The organism is Klebsiella sp. S69 (assembly GCF_016516145.1).
Classification (GTDB): Bacteria; Pseudomonadota; Gammaproteobacteria; order Enterobacterales; family Enterobacteriaceae; genus Klebsiella; species Klebsiella oxytoca.
In genome coordinates, this window is sequence record NZ_JACVUU010000023.1 from 20,339 (window position 1) to 37,026 (window position 16,688).

The window sequence follows — 16,688 nt, forward strand, 5'->3', positions numbered from 1 at the left end:
AGATGAGAACACCTATTAATGGTAAACATCGAAGCCTTTATCCTCTGAAAAGCTCCTGAAAAACCCAGGACATCCACTGGAAATGATAATGTCCTTGTTAATCCGGGTCTTTAGCCTAAGCTTAAAGCAGGCGCTGTCCTGCCCATATTTGGTTGTCTTTCTGTTTCTACCCGTAGGCTCAAGGATGAGCCACACCTCTGATTTACACACCCAATCGACCCTCTTTTTGATCTGCAACCTGGCGGAGTGCTGAATCGAGTGAGTATGATTTGTTCATTAGCTGTCAATTCAGCACCCCGTTAAATTAAGGATTTCCTCCTCGGGGTTTTTTATTGAGCTGCTTGTCGGTACCTCGATTCAGCATTATCGAAGCCCCTTTGCTCAGGAGCTTCTGTAATGCCTTTTGCTTAATTATTTCTTAACACTGTCCGGCATTACCGCCCCCACAACGCCAGCCAGCGCCACACCGCCAGCGATGACAGTTTCCTGAATGCCCGGCGGCATCTGATAACCAAATATGCCAGCAACAACAAGAATGATGCCGCGCCAGGTGGACGGCTCTTTCAGTCGATTAATGAAATAGTTCATAGTTCCACTCTTTCCTTTATCCAGCCATAGAGAAAATCTTCATTTGCCGCCCTGGCTTCAGCAAGCTCAAGATAGCGGGCACCCTGACTACAATTCAGCCCCTTCAGCAGCGTGTTTTCACCATCTTTGCCACGAACGGTGAGATAACTTTTCAGGGCAGCGATGGTGATGTTGCCGATCGCGCCGTCCGTCTTCAGATCCGGATATAGCTTGCCCTGCATATTCAGCGCCGATAACCAGCGCTGCAGGAATGTACTGGCGACACGCGGCCCCATGTTCACGCCGGTATCACATAACTCCTGCGCAATGGCTGGCGACAACTCAGCTACTCGGTCAAACTTCGGTTCGGTCCAGTATTGCGACAGGTAAATGGCTTTGGCTGTGTCCCGTGGTAACGCCTTCATATCGCCGCTATAGCCATATGCGCGGGCGGTGGTCTGCGTGATGCCCCAGCGCGTAGGACCGCCTTTGTCATTCGGGTTATTTACGTAACCCCCTTCTTTACCGAGAATGCCCTCGATAATGTGATCAACTGTCATGGTGCCTTAACTCCGGTGATGCGCTCCCAGAAATAGGTCAAAGCGACAGAACCCATTGCCCCGCTTATTCCGGAAGTGGCCAGTATCATGTAAATGCTCAGTCCGCTTTCAATGCTCACCAGGCCAGCAATAACGCCGGTAAACCCTGAAACCACCATTTGGGCAAGAGCATTGATCAAGCTCCATGTTGCCTTGCTCTGCTTCACATCTATCAGGTAGCGGACAAGTCCACCCCAGCAAGCAATGATCAGCAGAACCAGCCAGGACATCCCGGCAATGCTCTCTTTGTCTTGCATACGTTTAGCCATAGTTACCGCCTCCGATGAAATATCGGGAAGCTGTGTTTGAAAAGAGCCAGGTCTGTCGGGCTGAATTTAACAACGAAGTGTATCGATGATGATTCCCGTGAGCCTGAAATAGAAAAGCCGCACAAGCGTGGTGCTCTGGAGGGGGTGATTTTATTTACAGTTCAGTATAGAGCTGTTAACATTCATGAAATGGGGATAGCCTGAGACAACCCCTGAGTTCTAAATAAAGAAAGGTTCCTTCTTACAACCTACTTCCCGAAAGTAGGTTTTTTTTTGCCTGAATATAATTCCCGAATTAGTTCTTCAGGCTTGCAGGATGGTAAGTAGCTTTTTATGGTTCAGGCAGAAAAAGACGAGTTGCAGGTCTACTTCCCTGCCGTCACCGTTGGCATTGTTTAAAGTCCTACACGTCCGGACTGATGCTCAGGTAGATTCGAATCTACACCTGCTGTTTGTGGTGCCGGGTGCCTCCCGGTGAGCATGCCCCAACAGACATCACTCGCGGGGTATTCACAGGGCTTTCGCTCTATTAGTTGGACGCCCCTCCGCATAGGGGGATTCACCACACTGATACTTTAATTCACATGCATTAATGTCGTCAATCTATTGTTTTTTGTGAATTTTTGTTGATACAGATAGGTAACTCTCGCAATCGTAAGTACCCAGTTGACTGGTACCAGAGACGGCAAAAAAAGCCTGCTTAAATAGCAGGCTAACAGGTAGGTATCATGCAGGTCCAAACTGAAGCTTCATTACCCTGTTAGTTCGAGCTACCGATTTCTCAGGAAAGAAGTTTTATCTTTGTTTGCACAATTTAACTTTAGCCTAAATAAAAAAAAAGGTGACAAAGTTAGGAATTTTCAACGTGTATTCATGACATGAGCAGAACAAATAGAAACGTATAAATATTGAGCAAATCAACATTCTTTTGTCTTAAGATGATTTGTTCAAGGTTGGAACGGAAAGGTAACGCGAATTCCCGGTTTTAAAATACAAAACCCGCACTTTCAGCGGGTTTAATTACTTGTTGCTTTGTTTACCTGAACGGTGAATTCATAGAAACCTCTGCATCAGGTTCACGCGTAATCCTGTTTCGAAGATCCCTTCGGATTATCTCAATAGACCAAAACCATACTAAGTGACCAAATATCTCTGAAACGTTTTCGTACCAAGGAAGATCAAAAAGTGGTGGTGTTAATCCCATTAGCGGGAATGAAATCATATGGACAAACAGCTGTGCAAGTGCACCAGCCAGCAGCCCCTGCCATAACTTAATCTTAGGAAACACTTCTGCAACAAGACAATATCCTACAGCGAAAACGATGGAGAAGATGATATGTGTCACACCAACCCAGTTAAACGCATGCTCAGCAAAGGTGTAAACAGCCGCATTAGGGTCAGCCACTCCCAGCCAATCGCGTAAAAAAATGTATGGTGGGTTAAGGAAGTTTCTGGAGCAATCAATTTGCCCGGCAGCTCGAATTAATGACTCTGGTCCACAGGCACTGGTAAACATGTCGACGGGGCTACGCGGTGGTAATGGTACTTCAGCACCCCATTTAACAAATGCTGAAACAACCCCAGAAATAAGCCCGATAAACAATGCAACACCATAATGCCGTCTGCGAGGTTCGGTACGCACGAAAATATCTTTTAACGCCATAAGACCATCACTTATAAAGAATATTTACAGTTCCTTAATATTCCTTAAGTTTGGCGAATGGCATTTTGATTCAGATCACACTTTATAGCCGATTTCAGGCATTTGTTTTCAAAAACACAAAACCCTGCAGTAGCAGGGTTTATATGAATGTTTTCGTTCAGGCGTTTTATTCCACGATTTAAAATATACACGACAACTTCGGACAAAATCAAGCATCGTGCGCTTAAAATGCAATATAATGCGACCATTTACTCAATCAGCTGTTGCTCGTTGAAACTCTTTATCAGCCCTCTCCTCTTCCTTCCAGCATTGGTTCACCAGCGCATCGCAGAAAGGTTTCCAGTTGCGTGTCCATGTTCTGATGTGCAGGTCTGGGATAAGAGTCAGAATCGCTTTGTAAGCAGCAGTAGACGGCATCGTTGAAAAGCCATTCCCCGAACAGCGCTCACAGATTTTATATATCGGTGCTCCCTGCTCTTTTGTCGCTTTGCGGTCCAGAACCCGGCCAGAACCACCACAGCGGCAGCGTGCATTTATTTTCCCCTTACCGTCACAAGCTTCACACTTAGCGCTTATGATGGCTGTTACTTCAGTCCACTTATCCCAGTCGGAAGGAAGGACAGCACGGGATTTTTTAGCCCAATATGGTGCTTTGCCCCACGGATTAGAAACTTTGCGTTCCGTGGTAGTGGTTTCAATCTTTCCGTTGCCATTGCATACCCTGCAGGCTCCCGTTGTTTCCGCGGACCGGGAATACTCCGCAAAGGCAAACTGCGCCAAAATCAGGCAGCAGTGCCCCAGCTCTTTACCCGCGGTTTTGCGTACGTTCTTCGGTGCGGTTTCAATCGCATACCGCGCAAGCGCCTGGACGGCCAACTGCTCATCTGTCTTGCTGATGCCAGCTTTACCGAAAAATGCAGCCAGGCCGAATCGTGCACGACTGCTGGTGGTACCGATGGCCGCCATAACATCTGTTCCGGTCAGGCGATTTGGTGTTGTGCTTTTCACGTCATCGCTGATGTGCATACCCTGAGGGCTGAAATGTTTTAAGGATGCTTCGAGTTTCATGCTTTCAGTAACCCCTCTTCTTTCCATATAGCCAAAGTTCTGAGCACGCCTTCGGCATGCATAAGGCGCAGTTCGTCGCGGGTGTAATCGGTCGTTTTCTTTCTGCCATCAATGAGATCGTGGCAAGCACTACAGGCAATCGCTCCCTGGGTATCGTCCGGCTTGCATCCAGTTCCACAGGTACCCGCCAGGCGGTAATGCGCCAGAACACTGGTTTCCGGATTGCCATTGCAGTACCCGGGGATCCGTACCGTACATTCGCGGCCTCGGGCCGCTTTGCGAAGGTTCGCCATACTCACTCCCACATCCTGTTGCGCCAGCGGGAGTCTGGCCGCGGCGGATTTTTGTCCTCCACCAACTGCACGCTGACGGTCCATGTCATAAAGTCAGGGTTTAAGCTTCGTTCGACCTTTACGCCCCGCTGACGATATCTCGCTACCAATTCTTCGGCCTGCTGCGTTGTGCATTCGAGATGGTGAAACCATGAATATTTCATCGGCATCACCCCGCGAAGCTTAAAAGCTGGTTTGCGGCGTTCTCGACTTCCAGCGGGCTGTTGAACGAGCGAGAGAGGATCCACCGCCAGAGAACATCGAGCGATGCTTTGTACAGTTCCTGAAATTCGCATTCGTCCATGCTGGCGAAAGAAATGCTGCGGGGGTGTTTTTTCAGCGTGCCATCCGGCAGCTTTATGGCGTCATAGTGGCCAGCTTCGACAATGACCCACGCCCGGTAGGCGTCAAAAGATTTGCAAATACTGATACTACCGGCACGTTTCTCGGCTACGCGATCGAGGTATTGTTCTGCGGCATCAAGCAGGGCTGATTCGTTACCGCCATAGGCGGCTAGAAAACTGGCGTAGCCATACACAAGCTTGCGCTCATTGGATGAGATCGATCCGCCGGTAGGTTCCCAGTAGTCAAAGCCGAGATTGAGTAAAGCAAAGTAGCGGCGATGAAACGCCGGATTGCGGACAAGCTTATAGTCGGCTTCCAGAACGGCGCCGAGCTTACATTTTGATTGCAGAAAATCGCTGGTCTCCTGCGTTGCAGGGATCAGGATACCTTGAGACTGTTTTATCAGGTGTAATTGTTGCGCCATGGTTTCTCTCCGTGGCGCAGTAGGTTAACGGTTGTTCAGGCCGTTGATTTCATATTATCAGAAGGTGGAAAAACTCGGTAGCCGAGTCGTTCAGCAAACTTCATAAATCCGTTTAGAGTAAATATTTCTTCATCGGGCAATAATGGACGCATTGAAATTATGCCATTAGCCCTGTAAATCAGATGCCTTCCTTCGGCCGGGAAGCTACAAATAATGGCGCCATCCGATCTCCTGACAACATCGTACCAGGAATGATTAGTAGGAAACTCAATACCATCAGTCACATTACCCCCTGAGCGACACACTGACGCACTCATGAAAACGGGCGGCAGCATCAAGGGTAACGCAAATGCGATGCTCTGGGAGAAAGGCCGCCGCCAATAAAAATACTCAATAAAACCAGTCGTCGGCGCTTTCCCAGGTCTCCTGTAGAATTTCTGCAATGGTTTCTTTATCGCCATCTATGCCGCCGAAAACACTGAGCCCATCAGCACCAGCGCGACGAATAGATAATTTGCAGTCATCATATTTTTGATTTAATCGCCGTAGAAATTCGGCCTCTAACGCTGGTTCAGCACCGTTAGGCATTTTTTTAGTTTTGTCGATGGTCACTTCGATTTTCATAGCATCACCCACCAAGAGTACTGTATATATACACAGTACACCTAACTCACTGAATGAGCAACATCTTAAGAGCACAAAACGTTAATTTTTATCAGTCATGGGAAAACAAAACCCACCGCAGCGGGTTGAATCTATGGGGTTTTTTAGTCATGTTCTCTAAAGAGAGACAGGTTCTTAGGTCACAGTAAACAAAAATCGCCCGACTCATGAGTGGTACAACAAGTCATATTGACGAGACCTCATATGATTACGTAATGGCCAAATTTAATCGAGCAGTGACATCAACACTGTTCGATTAAAGTAGTCGGGCAATCGTGCGACACTCTTCGAATGTTATCCTTAGACAAGCTCAAGGTAGAAAATGTCTAACATAAACAATTAAATTAAATCCAATTTAATTAAAAAATCGTTATAACTAACTTAAACCTTACTACCTTTAAGAAAATCATTATGAAAAAGCATGAACTCGTAATCACCGCCTTTATTTTTAACCAGTTCAATTTCAAAATCTGGCCATGGATACTTATAGCGCAAAAACAAACACTTTGACTCAATATCTATCGTACCCTTAAGACCAAAAGAAAAACATTCAACAATATTGTGTTCTTTAATTTTCCCCACTATAACCAACGGGCTTAATTTCTTGTTTTTAAAGCATAAGTTTAGATATGCACGATTGAAGATCACTTCATTTCCTCGTGAATCATTAGCCATGGCAAACCCTCAATCTTCCCTAAGCGATAGACTTAAAAATCAAGTACCAGAAGGCTCTGGTACCTGATGGGTCCCTTTCATAAGAGACAATAGCAGCTTTAATGGAGAAAAGATTTAACTATTTTCAAATTGAGAGTTTTCCAAATAATTTAAACTAAAGCTATATAATGATAAGCGCGCCACATAAATTCACTTCAATAATTTCATTCAACAAATTTCAAACACAGTTGCATTCTCAGCTTTATAATATATATCAGGTGGCGGGTCTTTCTTTTGACATAATTCAGGTAAATTAGCCCTCACCAACGCCTCAGCAAACGGCGGCGGGACGGCATTGCCACAGCGCGCGACCTGCTTATCCTTTGCATATTTCACGCCGCGGTAATCCTGGTCGATGATGTACCATTCGGGGAAGCCCTGCGCCCGGTAGAGCTCGCGCGGCTGCAGCATGCGCATGCCGATATCAACGATTCGGTAAGTCACCCCGCCAATTTCCACCAGTCCGGTGCTATCTTCCCCGCAGTATTCCTGCAGAAACGCCAGCACCTGCTGCGCGCGCTCTTCGTCGTAATCCTCGACCGCCAGAGTCGTTTTAACCTCCCCTACGTGCTGGCCGCCGGCAGTGATAGTCGGCATCGGCTCGTCAGTAGGCTGGCCGTCACGGCAAGTACCGCGCAGTTTAACCAGATGAGAAGCGACTAATGCGTGGTGATCGACAGTCGTTACTGAATGCGCTGGCTCATCCAGCCCCACGCCGGCGCCCTGATAATTCCCTCCGTAGTGTTTTGCCAGAAATGCCCCAACAACCGCATGTTTCCCGCCACCAGCCACAACGGTACCCAGCGGCTTATCCAGTCCTGGCACGCGAGGTGCCTGTCCGGGCCGTTCTCCGTATCCCATTTGAATAAGCGTCGGCACTACCAGCTGCGATTTACCGCCGCCGCCCGCGGTGATTGTTGCGCTTGGTTCGTCGGCACGGTGGCCGACACTGGCACCGAATTGCCGGGCGATAACCGGAGCGACGACACAGGCGCGCGACTCTTTCAGGATTGTGTGGGCGGGTTTATCGATCGGGCGCGGTTTAGCCTGGTACTCGCTGCCGCCATTGCCAGCCAGGAACGGCGCCAGCTCTGCCTCAACAATACCCAGAGCGTGACCATTCCCGCCCGGGCGCCTTGACGTGCCAGCGGTCACTGTCGGTACCGGTTCGGTAACTGGCTTCCCGGTGGCCCCTGTTCTGAATTTTGTTAGATGAGGTACCGCAATTGCGTAGCCGTGGGTTTTCGTGATCGTCTGCAGCGGTTCATCAAGCGACTGTCCTCTGAAACAGTCATAACGCGCCCGGGTGCTGGTATGATTACACTTCACGATAAACGGCGAAGTACTGTCGATAACGAAACGCTGGATGCCTTGCGCAATACGTTTCAATGTATTGACCGCCAGCGTCTTTTTGCGATCAAAGATGCTCGGCGCCGGGATGGACCAGTCGATGCATTCCGCAGCTGTGCGCCATGGTGCCAGTTTGCCAGCTAGCACCGCCGGTGATTTCGGATCTCCATGAGTGGCTTCCGGCCATACAATCGGCTTCCCATCGCAGCGCATCACCATGAAGAACCGCTTACGGATGGTCGGCGCGCCATAATCGCATGCGCGCAGCGCGCGATACTCAACGGTGTAACCCAAACCGTTTACCAGCCGTGCTGCATCCTCGCTATCAAGCGAAATATTCAGGAATTCGCAGCATTCGGCTAGCGCCGGATGACCCGCTGAAATGCCTGTGGTCAGCATGCCAATGAATGCCTCAAAAGTTTCGCCAGCGCGGGCAGGATCTGGACGCATTTCACCAGCGAGCAGCGGCCCCCACGTTTTAAATTCTTCAACGTTTTCCAGCTTCATCACTCGGGGTTTAACATCCAGCCCCCAGCGCAGAACCATCCAGGCCAGTCCGCGGATAGCTTTCTCGACAGGCTTAGCTCCTTTCGCCTTTGAGAAGTGGCGGCAATTGTGGACGATAACCCCTTCAACAACATAACTTTCATCATCTTCAACGCCAATATTAAAAACGCGCTCAATACGGTTTAAGGGTGTATTCTCTCTTACCGGTGCCCACAAAAGTCCATCATCGTCAAATGTTTGAGTATGATTTCCGCAGACAGCTTCTCGCCACCGCACTTTGTAGCTCGCCCTAGCATTCACCATTCGACCTTCGATTACACAGGTCGGATTGGTGTTCACAAAAACTGTTCCCGAATATCCCAACGTTGATATGAGCTGCTTCATCCCAAATGCCAGCCCTTTTGAAACGGTATTTGCTTCAAACATGTCCCCTTGCTTGGCATCCTGACCATGCCATCCATCAGCACTCATATATCCGTCAATAAAGGCTTTCTTCAGTGCATTGGAAGCTCCATACAGCCAAGCGGGCAGCTTCTTGTATTCAGCCTTATGTCCGAAATGTTTACGCAGCCATTCAACCAAAGCCCGGCTGTTCGCTGTTAACTGACATGCGGTCCGAACCTCCCGCCTGCACCATGATAATTCCCCCTTGATGACTCGGTGGCCCACACGAGGCCACATATTAATGCGTTCTTCCAGTTCATCGACCTCATGCTTACCACAGATTATTACCAATTCCGCCCGTGTTTCGGTTAAACGCGTCCATCCGTCCCCAACATACCGACCGGCCAACCACAGGAGCCGTTCATCAACTGGTAAAAAAGTTCCTTTGGTATACATTGTCATTTCTGGAATAGTCATTTCAGGGACGCTGGTTGGTGTGGCCCAATAATGCCCTTTTTGCACAAGAGATGCGGGAACCCATTCAGCATTGTCGTATTCCGGACGGTATTGCCGGATATTGTTATTCCAAACGTTACGCCGAGCCTTTATATAGAATGGATGCTCTAAACTGCACGTAAGTCCCGGGTGCCCATGCCCTCTGATTTTAGTTGTCGGTCGCTCCGCGTTACTGGTTTCAACAACTTGTCGCCACCGTCGCTTGTGCGTCAAAACAAACTCACCAACGCGAATATCTTCGATCTTCTTGTATCCGCTCTGGGTGAGTACCAACGTGCCGGCTGGGAAACAGTCTGGTGAAAACCACGCCAGCGCTACCGGGCGGCCAGCGGTCGCAACTTTCGGGCGAACCGAATAAACTGACTCGCAGTAATGCAGCGTGTCGGGGTGATTAGTAGTGTGCATCGCGACAGCGTTCGGGTCATGGTTAATCGCAATATACACGCTGCGCCCAATCGCCAACTCGATGCCTGTTGAGGCGCCGCCGCCACCAGCAAAGTTATCAACGATGATTTCGCTATCCCTCACGCGTATTTCTCCAAGGCGCTGGCCAGCGAACGAGCCGCGGCGATAATTGACGGTACCGGCATTTTTTCCAGCCACATCCTGTTGATGTGGTGCTGCAGGCGGCGCTGGTGGTGCGCCGAGAGTTCCCCGGCGTTTTCTACTTCTGACAGGACCATCGCTACTTCTGCTGGCCACACAGTTTCTGGCACGTCCACCAGCAGAAGGCTTTCAAGTTCCTGAATGCGTTTGCAGGCATATTCCAGTGAAGGCTCCACTACTTCACCTCCACATCAATCCGAGCGATGGCGCAGTATCGCTCTATGGCTTCTTTCACCCATAGGCGATAAGTCACCGGATGGAATGTTTCCGTTTTTCCGGTACCGCTCCAGAATGCTTTTGAGCTCGTATCAGGCAGAGTAATGGTCAACCGTTTAACAACGTTGGTATCGTTAGCCAGAGAGTTGCCGCTGCGCGACTCGGCGTTTTTTGGCAATGAATCCAGGGCTGACGTGGCTTTGGTGCCGCAGCGCGATTCCTCAGCGACCATCTGCACTACCGGCGCTGGCTGCGCGTGGCGATAGAGCGGAACATCTCCCGCCTCTGAGTTCTGCTTACCCCAAATCAGAGAGGTTTCTCGGCCCATAACAATATGATGAAGGTTTCGTTCATCTGTGAAAACAACCGGCTCGCTGTCCATTGCGGCCAGGCAACACTCAGTCAACGCAATCACATCCTGCGGACTCATCGCCATTTCAGTTCCGTTTGCAGCAAGTCCTGTTGCGGCATAGTGGAGCCATTCGATGCGTTCTTTGGTTAATTTGCTGTTCATTGGTTGGCTCCGAAAATGAGGTGTAACAGCGGCAGGCCAGCGAAGAAAATAAGCATCGCTATTGTGGCCCCTATAATCATTGCTACGATGTGTTTAGCGATATCCATCACTCAGCCTCCCACTTGATGCCAGCGGCGGTAAGTATCCTCTCCACCTGCGCCTGATAACCCTGACCACCTGCGCTAACTGCCTGTGGCAGCTTAACGGTGACGGTGCGGGACTCCAGCTCGGCGATGCGCTTAGCGGCGTACTGATTGCCTTTCTCTAGCTGCTCGATACGGTCCTGCTGCTGCTCGATATGGTCGCCTTGTGCTGCGTTGGCACGCTGCGCCTTCTCCAGCGCCTCTTCTGCCGCGTTTGCCCTGTCACGCTCACGAACAAACATGTTGTGCGTTCTGTCTATGGCTTCCCGGCGCGCTTCGGATGTCTTCTCTGACTTATCCAGCGCCTCTACCAGCGCGAGGAAGTTATTCGGATTATCTGAGTAGTCGAGGTAGTCCTTTGTCTCTACGACGCATTCAGACAGCGTTATTTTGCCTTCAAGGTAGAGGTCATTCGCCTGCTTAGCTTTATGCGCCGCCGCTTTCATCTCCTGGGTAAGTCTGGTGATATCAGTCATGGCTGGTTTCCTCGAATAACACATCCCCCTCAATCCCACCGACCTGATAAACGATCGAACCATCTTCCCGATATTCCATCGGTGCAGCGCTCCAGCCCTCCCCTTTGGGATCGTCATCGTCACCAACTTGAACAAAACCGCCAGTAACAATGCGGGCCGGGTACATTTCGCCCTCAGTCCAGTATCCCTCGGTGTCTTTGATGCAGAGTATTTGCATTAAAGTGCTCATTTGCTACCCCCCTCAATTCGTTTGAACTCAATAACCCAAACCCATGGATTGGAATTCCAAGACTCTTCACCGTAGATTGATTTCCAGAGGGTTACGAATGAGCCGCGGGAGCTCAATTGATGCTGCGTCCAGCCTGGCTGATAGTGCTGCCAGAACCCTCCTCGTAGCTTCGCCACGCCTTCAGCCTGAGCATCGTGCTCGCTGATAGCGTTTAATCGCTCCACGCGCACATCAGTGATTTCCAGAAGAATGCGGCTGGCCCATCGCGGCATATGGATTGATGGCGTCCAGCGAATTTCATTAGCCGGCGGCACGTTTTCATAATGCGATGGAACATGCTCAGGGTAATTAGCACGATAAAGCTTTAGGTTCGGCGCGCTGGCGCCAGCCTCTGCCCACGTTTCACGCCCCCAGATACGGTCGCCTACATCACCGAATGGGCAGCGGTAATTCCGTTCGCTGGTATCAACCCAGGGTCCGTTAGTTACTTTTGCCAGACCGTCTTCATCTGGCTGCAGTTTCACTATCCGACGTGTCTGCGTCTTCCGACCGTCGAGAATGGCCCGCACCATCTCAGCGTTAAAAATCATTCCGCGCTCGATCATTTGCATGCTCCCGTATCTTTCCGATGACTGAATCTTTGAAGGTCAAAATCTATGGTCGCTCGCTGGTCGCGGAACAATCCAAGCCGTCCGTAGCGGATGACCTTTCCGGTTCTGACTGCTGCCTGGAAATATCGACCTGCGGTATCCCGGCACATGCCTAGTTCTGCACAAGCTTCTTTCACCGTCAGGCGCCCTTTCTTGCGGGTAAGCTCGATAATCGCCTGGACGCAGGCCTGTTTTTGCTCACGTGATTTGTTAGCCATGGTTACATCCTCTCCCAAGGCCAAACTTCGCGCGGATTTCAGCGATTTTGTTTAAGCCCTGCTCGTTACTCAGCGGACGTCCGCCCAACTTTGTGATTTGCTTAACAGGCTCGGGGATAGCTTCACCGGTCTTGATGCGGCGAATCATGCGCAAAAGTTCCTCGGATGCTTTGCGGCGTAATTCGGAGTCGCTTAGTCCCTTCGCGCGCATATCGGTATACAGACCGGTAACCATCCAGTAGCAGGCTTTGTGTTTCAGCGTTATCGGTTCGATTTTGTGCTCAGGCCATGGGTACGACTCAGCGTCCGGATACTGACCGCGGGTCCGGCAATACTGGTAAACCATATCAACCAGCTCACTTGCGTCTGGCAGGCCTACCGTTACCGCCTCCTCAGAACGACACCAGGCAACAAACTGACCAGGTGATGGCATAAACGGTTTTTCCTGTTTGCGGGCAACGCGCATCCCGGCGTTAATCTGCTCTACCGTGGTGATACCGTTCTCCTTGAACGCCAGGAGCCACTGGCGACGCATCTCGTTGAGGTCTTCCGCTGATTTGTTGGCAAGCACCGGGAATACCGCGAGCAACTGGCGAAACAGTTCGTTGAATACCTCAGCCGTCTTTGTCGCCTGATGTGCAAAGCTCTGTGCATCCTGGATTTCAGGCATGCCGGCGGCGATACGTTGAAAGTTATTCCGATCGAAGTTATGCATGCTTTCTGCGATAGATTTCATTCGAGTACCCCGTCGATCCAGTCGGTATTGTCCAGCGCACTGGTGCCTGATGTGGTTTTTGATGGGCCAGGGCTGCACAGGCGCTTAGTCATCAGTTGATCCCACTGCTTGCGTAGTTTTGATGGGCTGAGAATGTTTTTTTGCCAGAAATCGTCTTCATTGGCCCACTTGAACAATTCGCAGATTTCATAGTGAGTGCGCTTGTCCTGCAGTCGCATCAGGCGGATGGTGTTCGCCCATTCAACCCAGTTCGGCTCTGAGAGGGAGGCATTCACGGTGAGGGCTTTATCGAAAATCCATCGCGCGGCTTTGAGGTCGTCAGCTGTTCCCCAGGATTTACCTGCAGGGGTATAAATCCCATCGGCCGCCTCTGGATGACGAGAGAGAAACTTCAAAGTTTCCTCGTTTCGGGATTCTTTAGAATTCCGAGACGAAGAAGATCTTTTACTATTGTTCTTGTTCTTGTATTGGGTGTCTCCCGTTTCCGGGAAAGGTTTTCCCGTTTTCGGTAACACTTTTCCCGATTCCGGGAAGAGTTTTCCCGTTTTCGGTTTGTCTAAAATCCACTCAGATAGCTCAGTATTTATACCGACAATTTTCATCACTCCCTGCTTATGAGCGAAGATAATTTTCCGCTCCGCGAGAGATTTGATTGTGTCGGAAATATGCGACTCTCCGAGGTCTGTCAGCTCAGCAATCACCGTGTTTGTCACTCGGTCCTGCTTCTTGTTCCATCCATAGGTAAGCCAGATTACAGCCTCAAGACACTGCCACTCACGACCAGACATCCGCAGACGCGGCTTGAGCTTCTGTATCTCGTTTGCGATCTTGGTATACCCGTTAGCCAGGTCGGCCATTTGACCTCCCGAACGCTCGGTTTTAATCGGAAAATTGATAACTTCAGCGGTATTTGACATACTCACTCCGTGAACTAAGAGCCCTTTTTTCACACCCCGAAGACCGGCTGTGTTCGAGCACAACGGTCTTCACCCTTTCAGAACAACCCAGCCTGATTGCTGCCCTTCCGCACGGTGCGCTTTGCTTCCCGTCGCTCAGCTGCGCTGGTCTGCTTCTCAGCCCATAACTTTGCGTGTCGCATAACATCGTCAAACATTCCCCCTTTTCGGCTTGCCTATGACATCCGTTTGTACATTTCAACCGCCTGGTATGCCCCCCTGAGCCACTGGCTGCGTGAAGCCCTGGCGAAGCAGTTCCTCGCGGACGTTCTTCTCTATGAATTCGATGTGATTCATGGATGCCCCGCTTACATCACGCCCAGCATCGAGCTCACGATTGTCATCAGCGTTCCTGTCTGCTCAGGCATCAGCCTGAATAGCGAAGCTATCCCCTCGCTTACCTCCTTCAATTTCTGGTGCTCTGGCGCATTCAGCATCACTGCCTGCTTGGCTTCAGCGCATTCCTTCATGGCTGAAGACAGGCGCGACAAAACATCGTCATGGGGAACCAGCCGGTTGCGGTATTCCAGCGGGAGAACGGCCATGATTGCCGGAGTGAGAAGGCGAACGTACTCGCGATAGCGCTCAGACTCGGCCGGGTTGTCCAGGTAGCGAAAAAGCTTCTGACGGGCACGGCTGATGTCGTCAGGAAACGCGATCTCCTCGCCGCCCTGCTGCCGCCACTCATCGATGATGTGTGCCGACACAACGTCCTGCCCTTCAGCTGCTGCCCAGGCGCGAACGGCAGAGCGAATTGCGTCGTGATCCGCCTCTCTCTGTTGATTACGCTTTATCAGAGAGCCGGTGTTGAATCCGGTATTTTGTTGAAAAGATAGTGTTTGCATGGCTAATCCCCCAATCCCTGAGAGGGCAATCCATCATTCGGATTTGGATAAAGATCCGGGCGGAGTTCGTGCGGTGTAACACCTGTTGCGTTAAAGATTGGGAAAACCCGTTTTTGCGGCACAACGCCGCCATGACGTTTTTTCCAATGACTGACAGTCATTGAGGAAACATCCAATTTTTCAGCCAGTTTTGTAGCGTCACCGGCGATATGTATGGCTCTTTCAAGTGCGTTCATAAACCACTCCCTTTAAGTTACACCACAAATTAAACATTATGTTTATTTTATTGTCAACTTTATGAATGTTGAGGAGATAAACTTTTAGTTTAATATCGTGATATATGAGAAAAAATACGCACCAAGCAGATAACCCGCAGGTACAGCGGCTTAACGAAATCATTGAGCAGAAGCGCATATCTAAAGCTGATATAGCGAGGATCTGTGGTGTGAGCTCGCAATCTGTTAACAACTGGTTTGTTAGAGGAGCGATCGGGAAAAGCTCTGCAATAAAACTTGCTGATGCGCTAGGGGTAAGTCTTGAGTGGGTTTTGGGGCAGGACGTCGATTCTAAAGATGGCTTGAGGCCAGATGAGCGGAGACTGTTGGAGCTCTATAACCAGCTACCGAATGAAGAAGAGCAGCAAAACATGTTGCGGATCGTATCTCTGCGGCTGAAGGAACTTGATGAGCTGTATGCCAAGTACATGGGGCGACGGATTAAGGGTGATGGTGAATAATCATCACAACGGTTCAATCACGTAAGCGCCATATCCCGTAGAGAATTACGGAGAGGTTTGTAACTGAAATAATCAAGGCAACTGTAGCCAAGATATCAGAGCCAGACATAGGAAAACCTCCATGAGCTATAGCGACATCGTTGCAACTATTGCAATGATTGTATCTATCACAGCAGTTCCTGCAAGCGGTTACTTTAGCTACAGATATGCAATCAAAGGAGAAAAACGCAAAGAGTTCAATGCAATAAGCGATATAATAAGACAAAAATTAAGAGAGCAATTGCGACTTATTGAGAATGGAGTGTTTCCCGGAGGCGGAAATGTATCAATATCACAGCGAGAGATTGATACGTTCATTGATATCAGCAGCACCAAGAACAAGAAACACCTTTCGGAACTCTGGAGTGAATATCAGCGCTCCCTGCAAAACAGTATTGATGTCAGTGACCCGTTGAAAGATCCTGACTTTCATAACCCATCAATTATTCAATCAGCGATTGAAAAAATATTGCCGTATTGTCAGCGTCAGTAGCCCGGCCACGCGCCGGGTTTTTATTGCCCCTACTCTTCCGGCAACTTCACAGCAAGCTCCGTGCACTGTAGTTGGTCAGCACCCCACTTACCCAGCCCCTTCGATACCTCCGTTCGTATCACGTCAGCTATAGCCACTCTTTTGGTTTCATGCCCTTCAGCTACCATCGCAAATACGACATCATCTACAATCCGGCACATTTCTTGATAGCGTAGTTGCGCAGCTTCCTCATAGTCCATAGCTCACCTCAACTGTCTATTTTCCGCCCAACAAAAGCACTAAAAACATACTATCCCTGCCAAAAAACGCCCTCAACTAAACTTTTTGTTTATTTAAATAAACTCATTTTGTTGACATAAAAATAAACATTGTGTTTAATTACTCCATCGCAACAAGCCACCAAGGCAGGACGCCCACGAAGTAGCTGCCC

24 protein-coding genes and 1 pseudogene are annotated in these 16,688 nt (G+C 49.7%); 2 read left to right on the top strand and 23 right to left on the bottom strand.

Annotation, left to right across the window (positions count from 1 at the left end; translation table 11 throughout):
• Positions 1 to 411: 411 nt before the first annotated feature.
• The 22 genes and pseudogenes from IAE27_RS21220 to IAE27_RS21330 form a co-directional block, all read right to left on the bottom strand.
• Positions 412 to 588 carry a hypothetical protein gene (locus IAE27_RS21220; protein WP_181879916.1) on the bottom strand — a complete coding sequence of 59 codons (177 nt, stop codon included), beginning with the start codon at positions 586 to 588 and terminating at the stop codon, positions 412 to 414.
• Positions 585 to 1,127 carry a glycoside hydrolase family 108 protein gene (locus IAE27_RS21225; protein ID WP_115239636.1) on the bottom strand — a complete coding sequence of 181 codons (543 nt, stop codon included), beginning with the start codon at positions 1,125 to 1,127 and terminating at the stop codon, positions 585 to 587. Before IAE27_RS21225 ends, IAE27_RS21220 begins: the two co-directional genes overlap by 4 nt.
• The gene (locus tag IAE27_RS21230) at positions 1,124 to 1,423 is read right to left on the bottom strand and encodes a phage holin family protein (RefSeq protein ID WP_031280382.1); all 300 of its coding nucleotides are present in this window, start codon (positions 1,421 to 1,423) and stop codon (positions 1,124 to 1,126) included. Before IAE27_RS21230 ends, IAE27_RS21225 begins: the two co-directional genes overlap by 4 nt.
• Positions 1,424 to 2,471: 1,048 nt before the next feature.
• Positions 2,472 to 3,098, bottom strand: a complete 627-nt coding sequence (locus IAE27_RS21235; protein WP_115239637.1) for a YagU family protein — start codon at positions 3,096 to 3,098, stop codon at positions 2,472 to 2,474.
• Positions 3,099 to 3,350: 252 nt separating this feature from the next.
• Complete coding sequence (locus IAE27_RS21240; RefSeq protein WP_196549978.1) at positions 3,351 to 4,166, bottom strand: antitermination protein; 816 nt, start codon at positions 4,164 to 4,166, stop codon at positions 3,351 to 3,353.
• Complete coding sequence (locus tag IAE27_RS21245; protein ID WP_200092845.1) at positions 4,163 to 4,459, bottom strand: DUF1364 domain-containing protein; 297 nt, start codon at positions 4,457 to 4,459, stop codon at positions 4,163 to 4,165. Before IAE27_RS21245 ends, IAE27_RS21240 begins: the two co-directional genes overlap by 4 nt.
• A 2-nt stretch (positions 4,460 to 4,461) precedes the next feature.
• Positions 4,462 to 4,668, bottom strand: coding sequence for a hypothetical protein (locus IAE27_RS29670; protein WP_227629431.1), 207 nt, complete (start codon positions 4,666 to 4,668; stop codon positions 4,462 to 4,464).
• The gene (locus IAE27_RS21250; protein ID WP_049083820.1) at positions 4,668 to 5,267 is read right to left on the bottom strand and encodes a DUF1367 family protein; all 600 of its coding nucleotides are present in this window, start codon (positions 5,265 to 5,267) and stop codon (positions 4,668 to 4,670) included. The genes IAE27_RS29670 and IAE27_RS21250 overlap by 1 nt, the downstream gene beginning before the upstream one ends.
• Before the next feature lie 35 nt (positions 5,268 to 5,302).
• On the bottom strand, positions 5,303 to 5,551 hold the full coding sequence (locus IAE27_RS21255) for a hypothetical protein (RefSeq protein WP_200092846.1): 249 nt from the start codon (positions 5,549 to 5,551) through the stop codon (positions 5,303 to 5,305).
• 106 nt (positions 5,552 to 5,657) lie between these two features.
• Positions 5,658 to 5,891 (bottom strand): DinI-like family protein, encoded by a 234-nt coding sequence (locus tag IAE27_RS21260; RefSeq protein ID WP_196549976.1) that lies wholly within the window; start codon positions 5,889 to 5,891, stop codon positions 5,658 to 5,660.
• Positions 5,892 to 6,311: 420 nt separating this feature from the next.
• Positions 6,312 to 6,605 (bottom strand): hypothetical protein, encoded by a 294-nt coding sequence (locus IAE27_RS21265; protein ID WP_004103033.1) that lies wholly within the window; start codon positions 6,603 to 6,605, stop codon positions 6,312 to 6,314.
• A gap of 207 nt (positions 6,606 to 6,812) precedes the next feature.
• On the bottom strand, positions 6,813 to 9,929 hold the full coding sequence (locus IAE27_RS29675; RefSeq protein WP_320159731.1) for a DNA cytosine methyltransferase: 3,117 nt from the start codon (positions 9,927 to 9,929) through the stop codon (positions 6,813 to 6,815).
• Positions 9,926 to 10,183 (bottom strand): hypothetical protein, encoded by a 258-nt coding sequence (locus IAE27_RS21285; RefSeq protein ID WP_115239641.1) that lies wholly within the window; start codon positions 10,181 to 10,183, stop codon positions 9,926 to 9,928. The genes IAE27_RS29675 and IAE27_RS21285 overlap by 4 nt, the downstream gene beginning before the upstream one ends.
• Positions 10,183 to 10,353 (bottom strand): annotated as a pseudogene (locus tag IAE27_RS21290) (ATPase); the annotation flags it as partial. The pseudogene IAE27_RS21290 and the gene IAE27_RS21285, both read right to left, overlap by 1 nt.
• A 490-nt stretch (positions 10,354 to 10,843) precedes the next feature.
• Positions 10,844 to 11,356 carry an ead/Ea22-like family protein gene (locus IAE27_RS21295; RefSeq protein ID WP_115239642.1) on the bottom strand — a complete coding sequence of 171 codons (513 nt, stop codon included), beginning with the start codon at positions 11,354 to 11,356 and terminating at the stop codon, positions 10,844 to 10,846.
• Positions 11,349 to 11,585 (bottom strand): hypothetical protein, encoded by a 237-nt coding sequence (locus tag IAE27_RS21300; RefSeq protein ID WP_227629429.1) that lies wholly within the window; start codon positions 11,583 to 11,585, stop codon positions 11,349 to 11,351. The genes IAE27_RS21295 and IAE27_RS21300 overlap by 8 nt, the downstream gene beginning before the upstream one ends.
• The gene (locus IAE27_RS21305; protein WP_196550243.1) at positions 11,582 to 12,190 is read right to left on the bottom strand and encodes a hypothetical protein; all 609 of its coding nucleotides are present in this window, start codon (positions 12,188 to 12,190) and stop codon (positions 11,582 to 11,584) included. Before IAE27_RS21305 ends, IAE27_RS21300 begins: the two co-directional genes overlap by 4 nt.
• Entirely contained in the window at positions 12,187 to 12,453 is a 267-nt protein-coding gene (locus IAE27_RS21310; protein WP_115239645.1) for a DUF977 family protein, read from the bottom strand. Before IAE27_RS21310 ends, IAE27_RS21305 begins: the two co-directional genes overlap by 4 nt.
• The gene (locus tag IAE27_RS21315; RefSeq protein ID WP_115239646.1) at positions 12,446 to 13,189 is read right to left on the bottom strand and encodes a replication protein P; all 744 of its coding nucleotides are present in this window, start codon (positions 13,187 to 13,189) and stop codon (positions 12,446 to 12,448) included. Before IAE27_RS21315 ends, IAE27_RS21310 begins: the two co-directional genes overlap by 8 nt.
• Positions 13,186 to 14,106 carry a replication protein gene (locus tag IAE27_RS21320; RefSeq protein WP_115239647.1) on the bottom strand — a complete coding sequence of 307 codons (921 nt, stop codon included), beginning with the start codon at positions 14,104 to 14,106 and terminating at the stop codon, positions 13,186 to 13,188. The genes IAE27_RS21315 and IAE27_RS21320 overlap by 4 nt, the downstream gene beginning before the upstream one ends.
• A gap of 347 nt (positions 14,107 to 14,453) precedes the next feature.
• Positions 14,454 to 14,990, bottom strand: coding sequence for a toxin YdaT domain-containing protein (locus tag IAE27_RS21325; RefSeq protein WP_200092848.1), 537 nt, complete (start codon positions 14,988 to 14,990; stop codon positions 14,454 to 14,456).
• 2 nt (positions 14,991 to 14,992) lie between these two features.
• Entirely contained in the window at positions 14,993 to 15,226 is a 234-nt protein-coding gene (locus IAE27_RS21330; RefSeq protein ID WP_064408218.1) for a transcriptional regulator, read from the bottom strand.
• A 104-nt stretch (positions 15,227 to 15,330) separates the two neighbouring features.
• Between IAE27_RS21330 and IAE27_RS21335 the strand changes: the two genes are divergently transcribed.
• On the top strand, positions 15,331 to 15,726 hold the full coding sequence (locus IAE27_RS21335) for a helix-turn-helix domain-containing protein (RefSeq protein WP_049082400.1): 396 nt from the start codon (positions 15,331 to 15,333) through the stop codon (positions 15,724 to 15,726).
• A gap of 121 nt (positions 15,727 to 15,847) precedes the next feature.
• Complete coding sequence (locus IAE27_RS21340) at positions 15,848 to 16,258, top strand: hypothetical protein (RefSeq protein WP_200092849.1); 411 nt, start codon at positions 15,848 to 15,850, stop codon at positions 16,256 to 16,258.
• A 29-nt stretch (positions 16,259 to 16,287) separates the two neighbouring features.
• Here IAE27_RS21340 and fumD read toward each other — a convergent pair whose 3' ends face one another.
• Positions 16,288 to 16,497: a fumarate hydratase FumD gene (gene fumD / locus IAE27_RS21345; protein WP_196549973.1), complete on the bottom strand. Its 210-nt coding sequence runs from the start codon at positions 16,495 to 16,497 to the stop codon at positions 16,288 to 16,290.
• Positions 16,498 to 16,688: the final 191 nt, after the last annotated feature.

Coding starts and splice junctions, on each gene's coding strand:
- IAE27_RS21330 (WP_064408218.1), bottom strand. CDS start 15,226: ATGAACGCACTTGAAAGAGCCATACATATCGCCGGTGACGCTACAAAA.
- IAE27_RS21220 (WP_181879916.1), bottom strand. CDS start 588: ATGAACTATTTCATTAATCGACTGAAAGAGCCGTCCACCTGGCGCGGC.
- IAE27_RS21310 (WP_115239645.1), bottom strand. CDS start 12,453: ATGGCTAACAAATCACGTGAGCAAAAACAGGCCTGCGTCCAGGCGATT.
- IAE27_RS21335 (WP_049082400.1), top strand. CDS start 15,331: ATGAGAAAAAATACGCACCAAGCAGATAACCCGCAGGTACAGCGGCTT.
- IAE27_RS21295 (WP_115239642.1), bottom strand. CDS start 11,356: ATGACTGATATCACCAGACTTACCCAGGAGATGAAAGCGGCGGCGCAT.
- IAE27_RS21225 (WP_115239636.1), bottom strand. CDS start 1,127: ATGACAGTTGATCACATTATCGAGGGCATTCTCGGTAAAGAAGGGGGT.
- IAE27_RS21340 (WP_200092849.1), top strand. CDS start 15,848: ATGAGCTATAGCGACATCGTTGCAACTATTGCAATGATTGTATCTATC.
- IAE27_RS21235 (WP_115239637.1), bottom strand. CDS start 3,098: ATGGCGTTAAAAGATATTTTCGTGCGTACCGAACCTCGCAGACGGCAT.
- fumD (WP_196549973.1), bottom strand. CDS start 16,497: ATGGACTATGAGGAAGCTGCGCAACTACGCTATCAAGAAATGTGCCGG.
- IAE27_RS21240 (WP_196549978.1), bottom strand. CDS start 4,166: ATGAAACTCGAAGCATCCTTAAAACATTTCAGCCCTCAGGGTATGCAC.
- IAE27_RS21320 (WP_115239647.1), bottom strand. CDS start 14,106: ATGTCAAATACCGCTGAAGTTATCAATTTTCCGATTAAAACCGAGCGT.
- IAE27_RS21300 (WP_227629429.1), bottom strand. CDS start 11,585: ATGAGCACTTTAATGCAAATACTCTGCATCAAAGACACCGAGGGATAC.
- IAE27_RS21260 (WP_196549976.1), bottom strand. CDS start 5,891: ATGAAAATCGAAGTGACCATCGACAAAACTAAAAAAATGCCTAACGGT.
- IAE27_RS21265 (WP_004103033.1), bottom strand. CDS start 6,605: ATGGCTAATGATTCACGAGGAAATGAAGTGATCTTCAATCGTGCATAT.
- IAE27_RS21325 (WP_200092848.1), bottom strand. CDS start 14,990: ATGCAAACACTATCTTTTCAACAAAATACCGGATTCAACACCGGCTCT.
- IAE27_RS21250 (WP_049083820.1), bottom strand. CDS start 5,267: ATGGCGCAACAATTACACCTGATAAAACAGTCTCAAGGTATCCTGATC.
- IAE27_RS21230 (WP_031280382.1), bottom strand. CDS start 1,423: ATGCAAGACAAAGAGAGCATTGCCGGGATGTCCTGGCTGGTTCTGCTG.
- IAE27_RS21245 (WP_200092845.1), bottom strand. CDS start 4,459: ATGGCGAACCTTCGCAAAGCGGCCCGAGGCCGCGAATGTACGGTACGG.
- IAE27_RS29670 (WP_227629431.1), bottom strand. CDS start 4,668: ATGCCGATGAAATATTCATGGTTTCACCATCTCGAATGCACAACGCAG.
- IAE27_RS21315 (WP_115239646.1), bottom strand. CDS start 13,189: ATGAAATCTATCGCAGAAAGCATGCATAACTTCGATCGGAATAACTTT.
- IAE27_RS21305 (WP_196550243.1), bottom strand. CDS start 12,190: ATGATCGAGCGCGGAATGATTTTTAACGCTGAGATGGTGCGGGCCATT.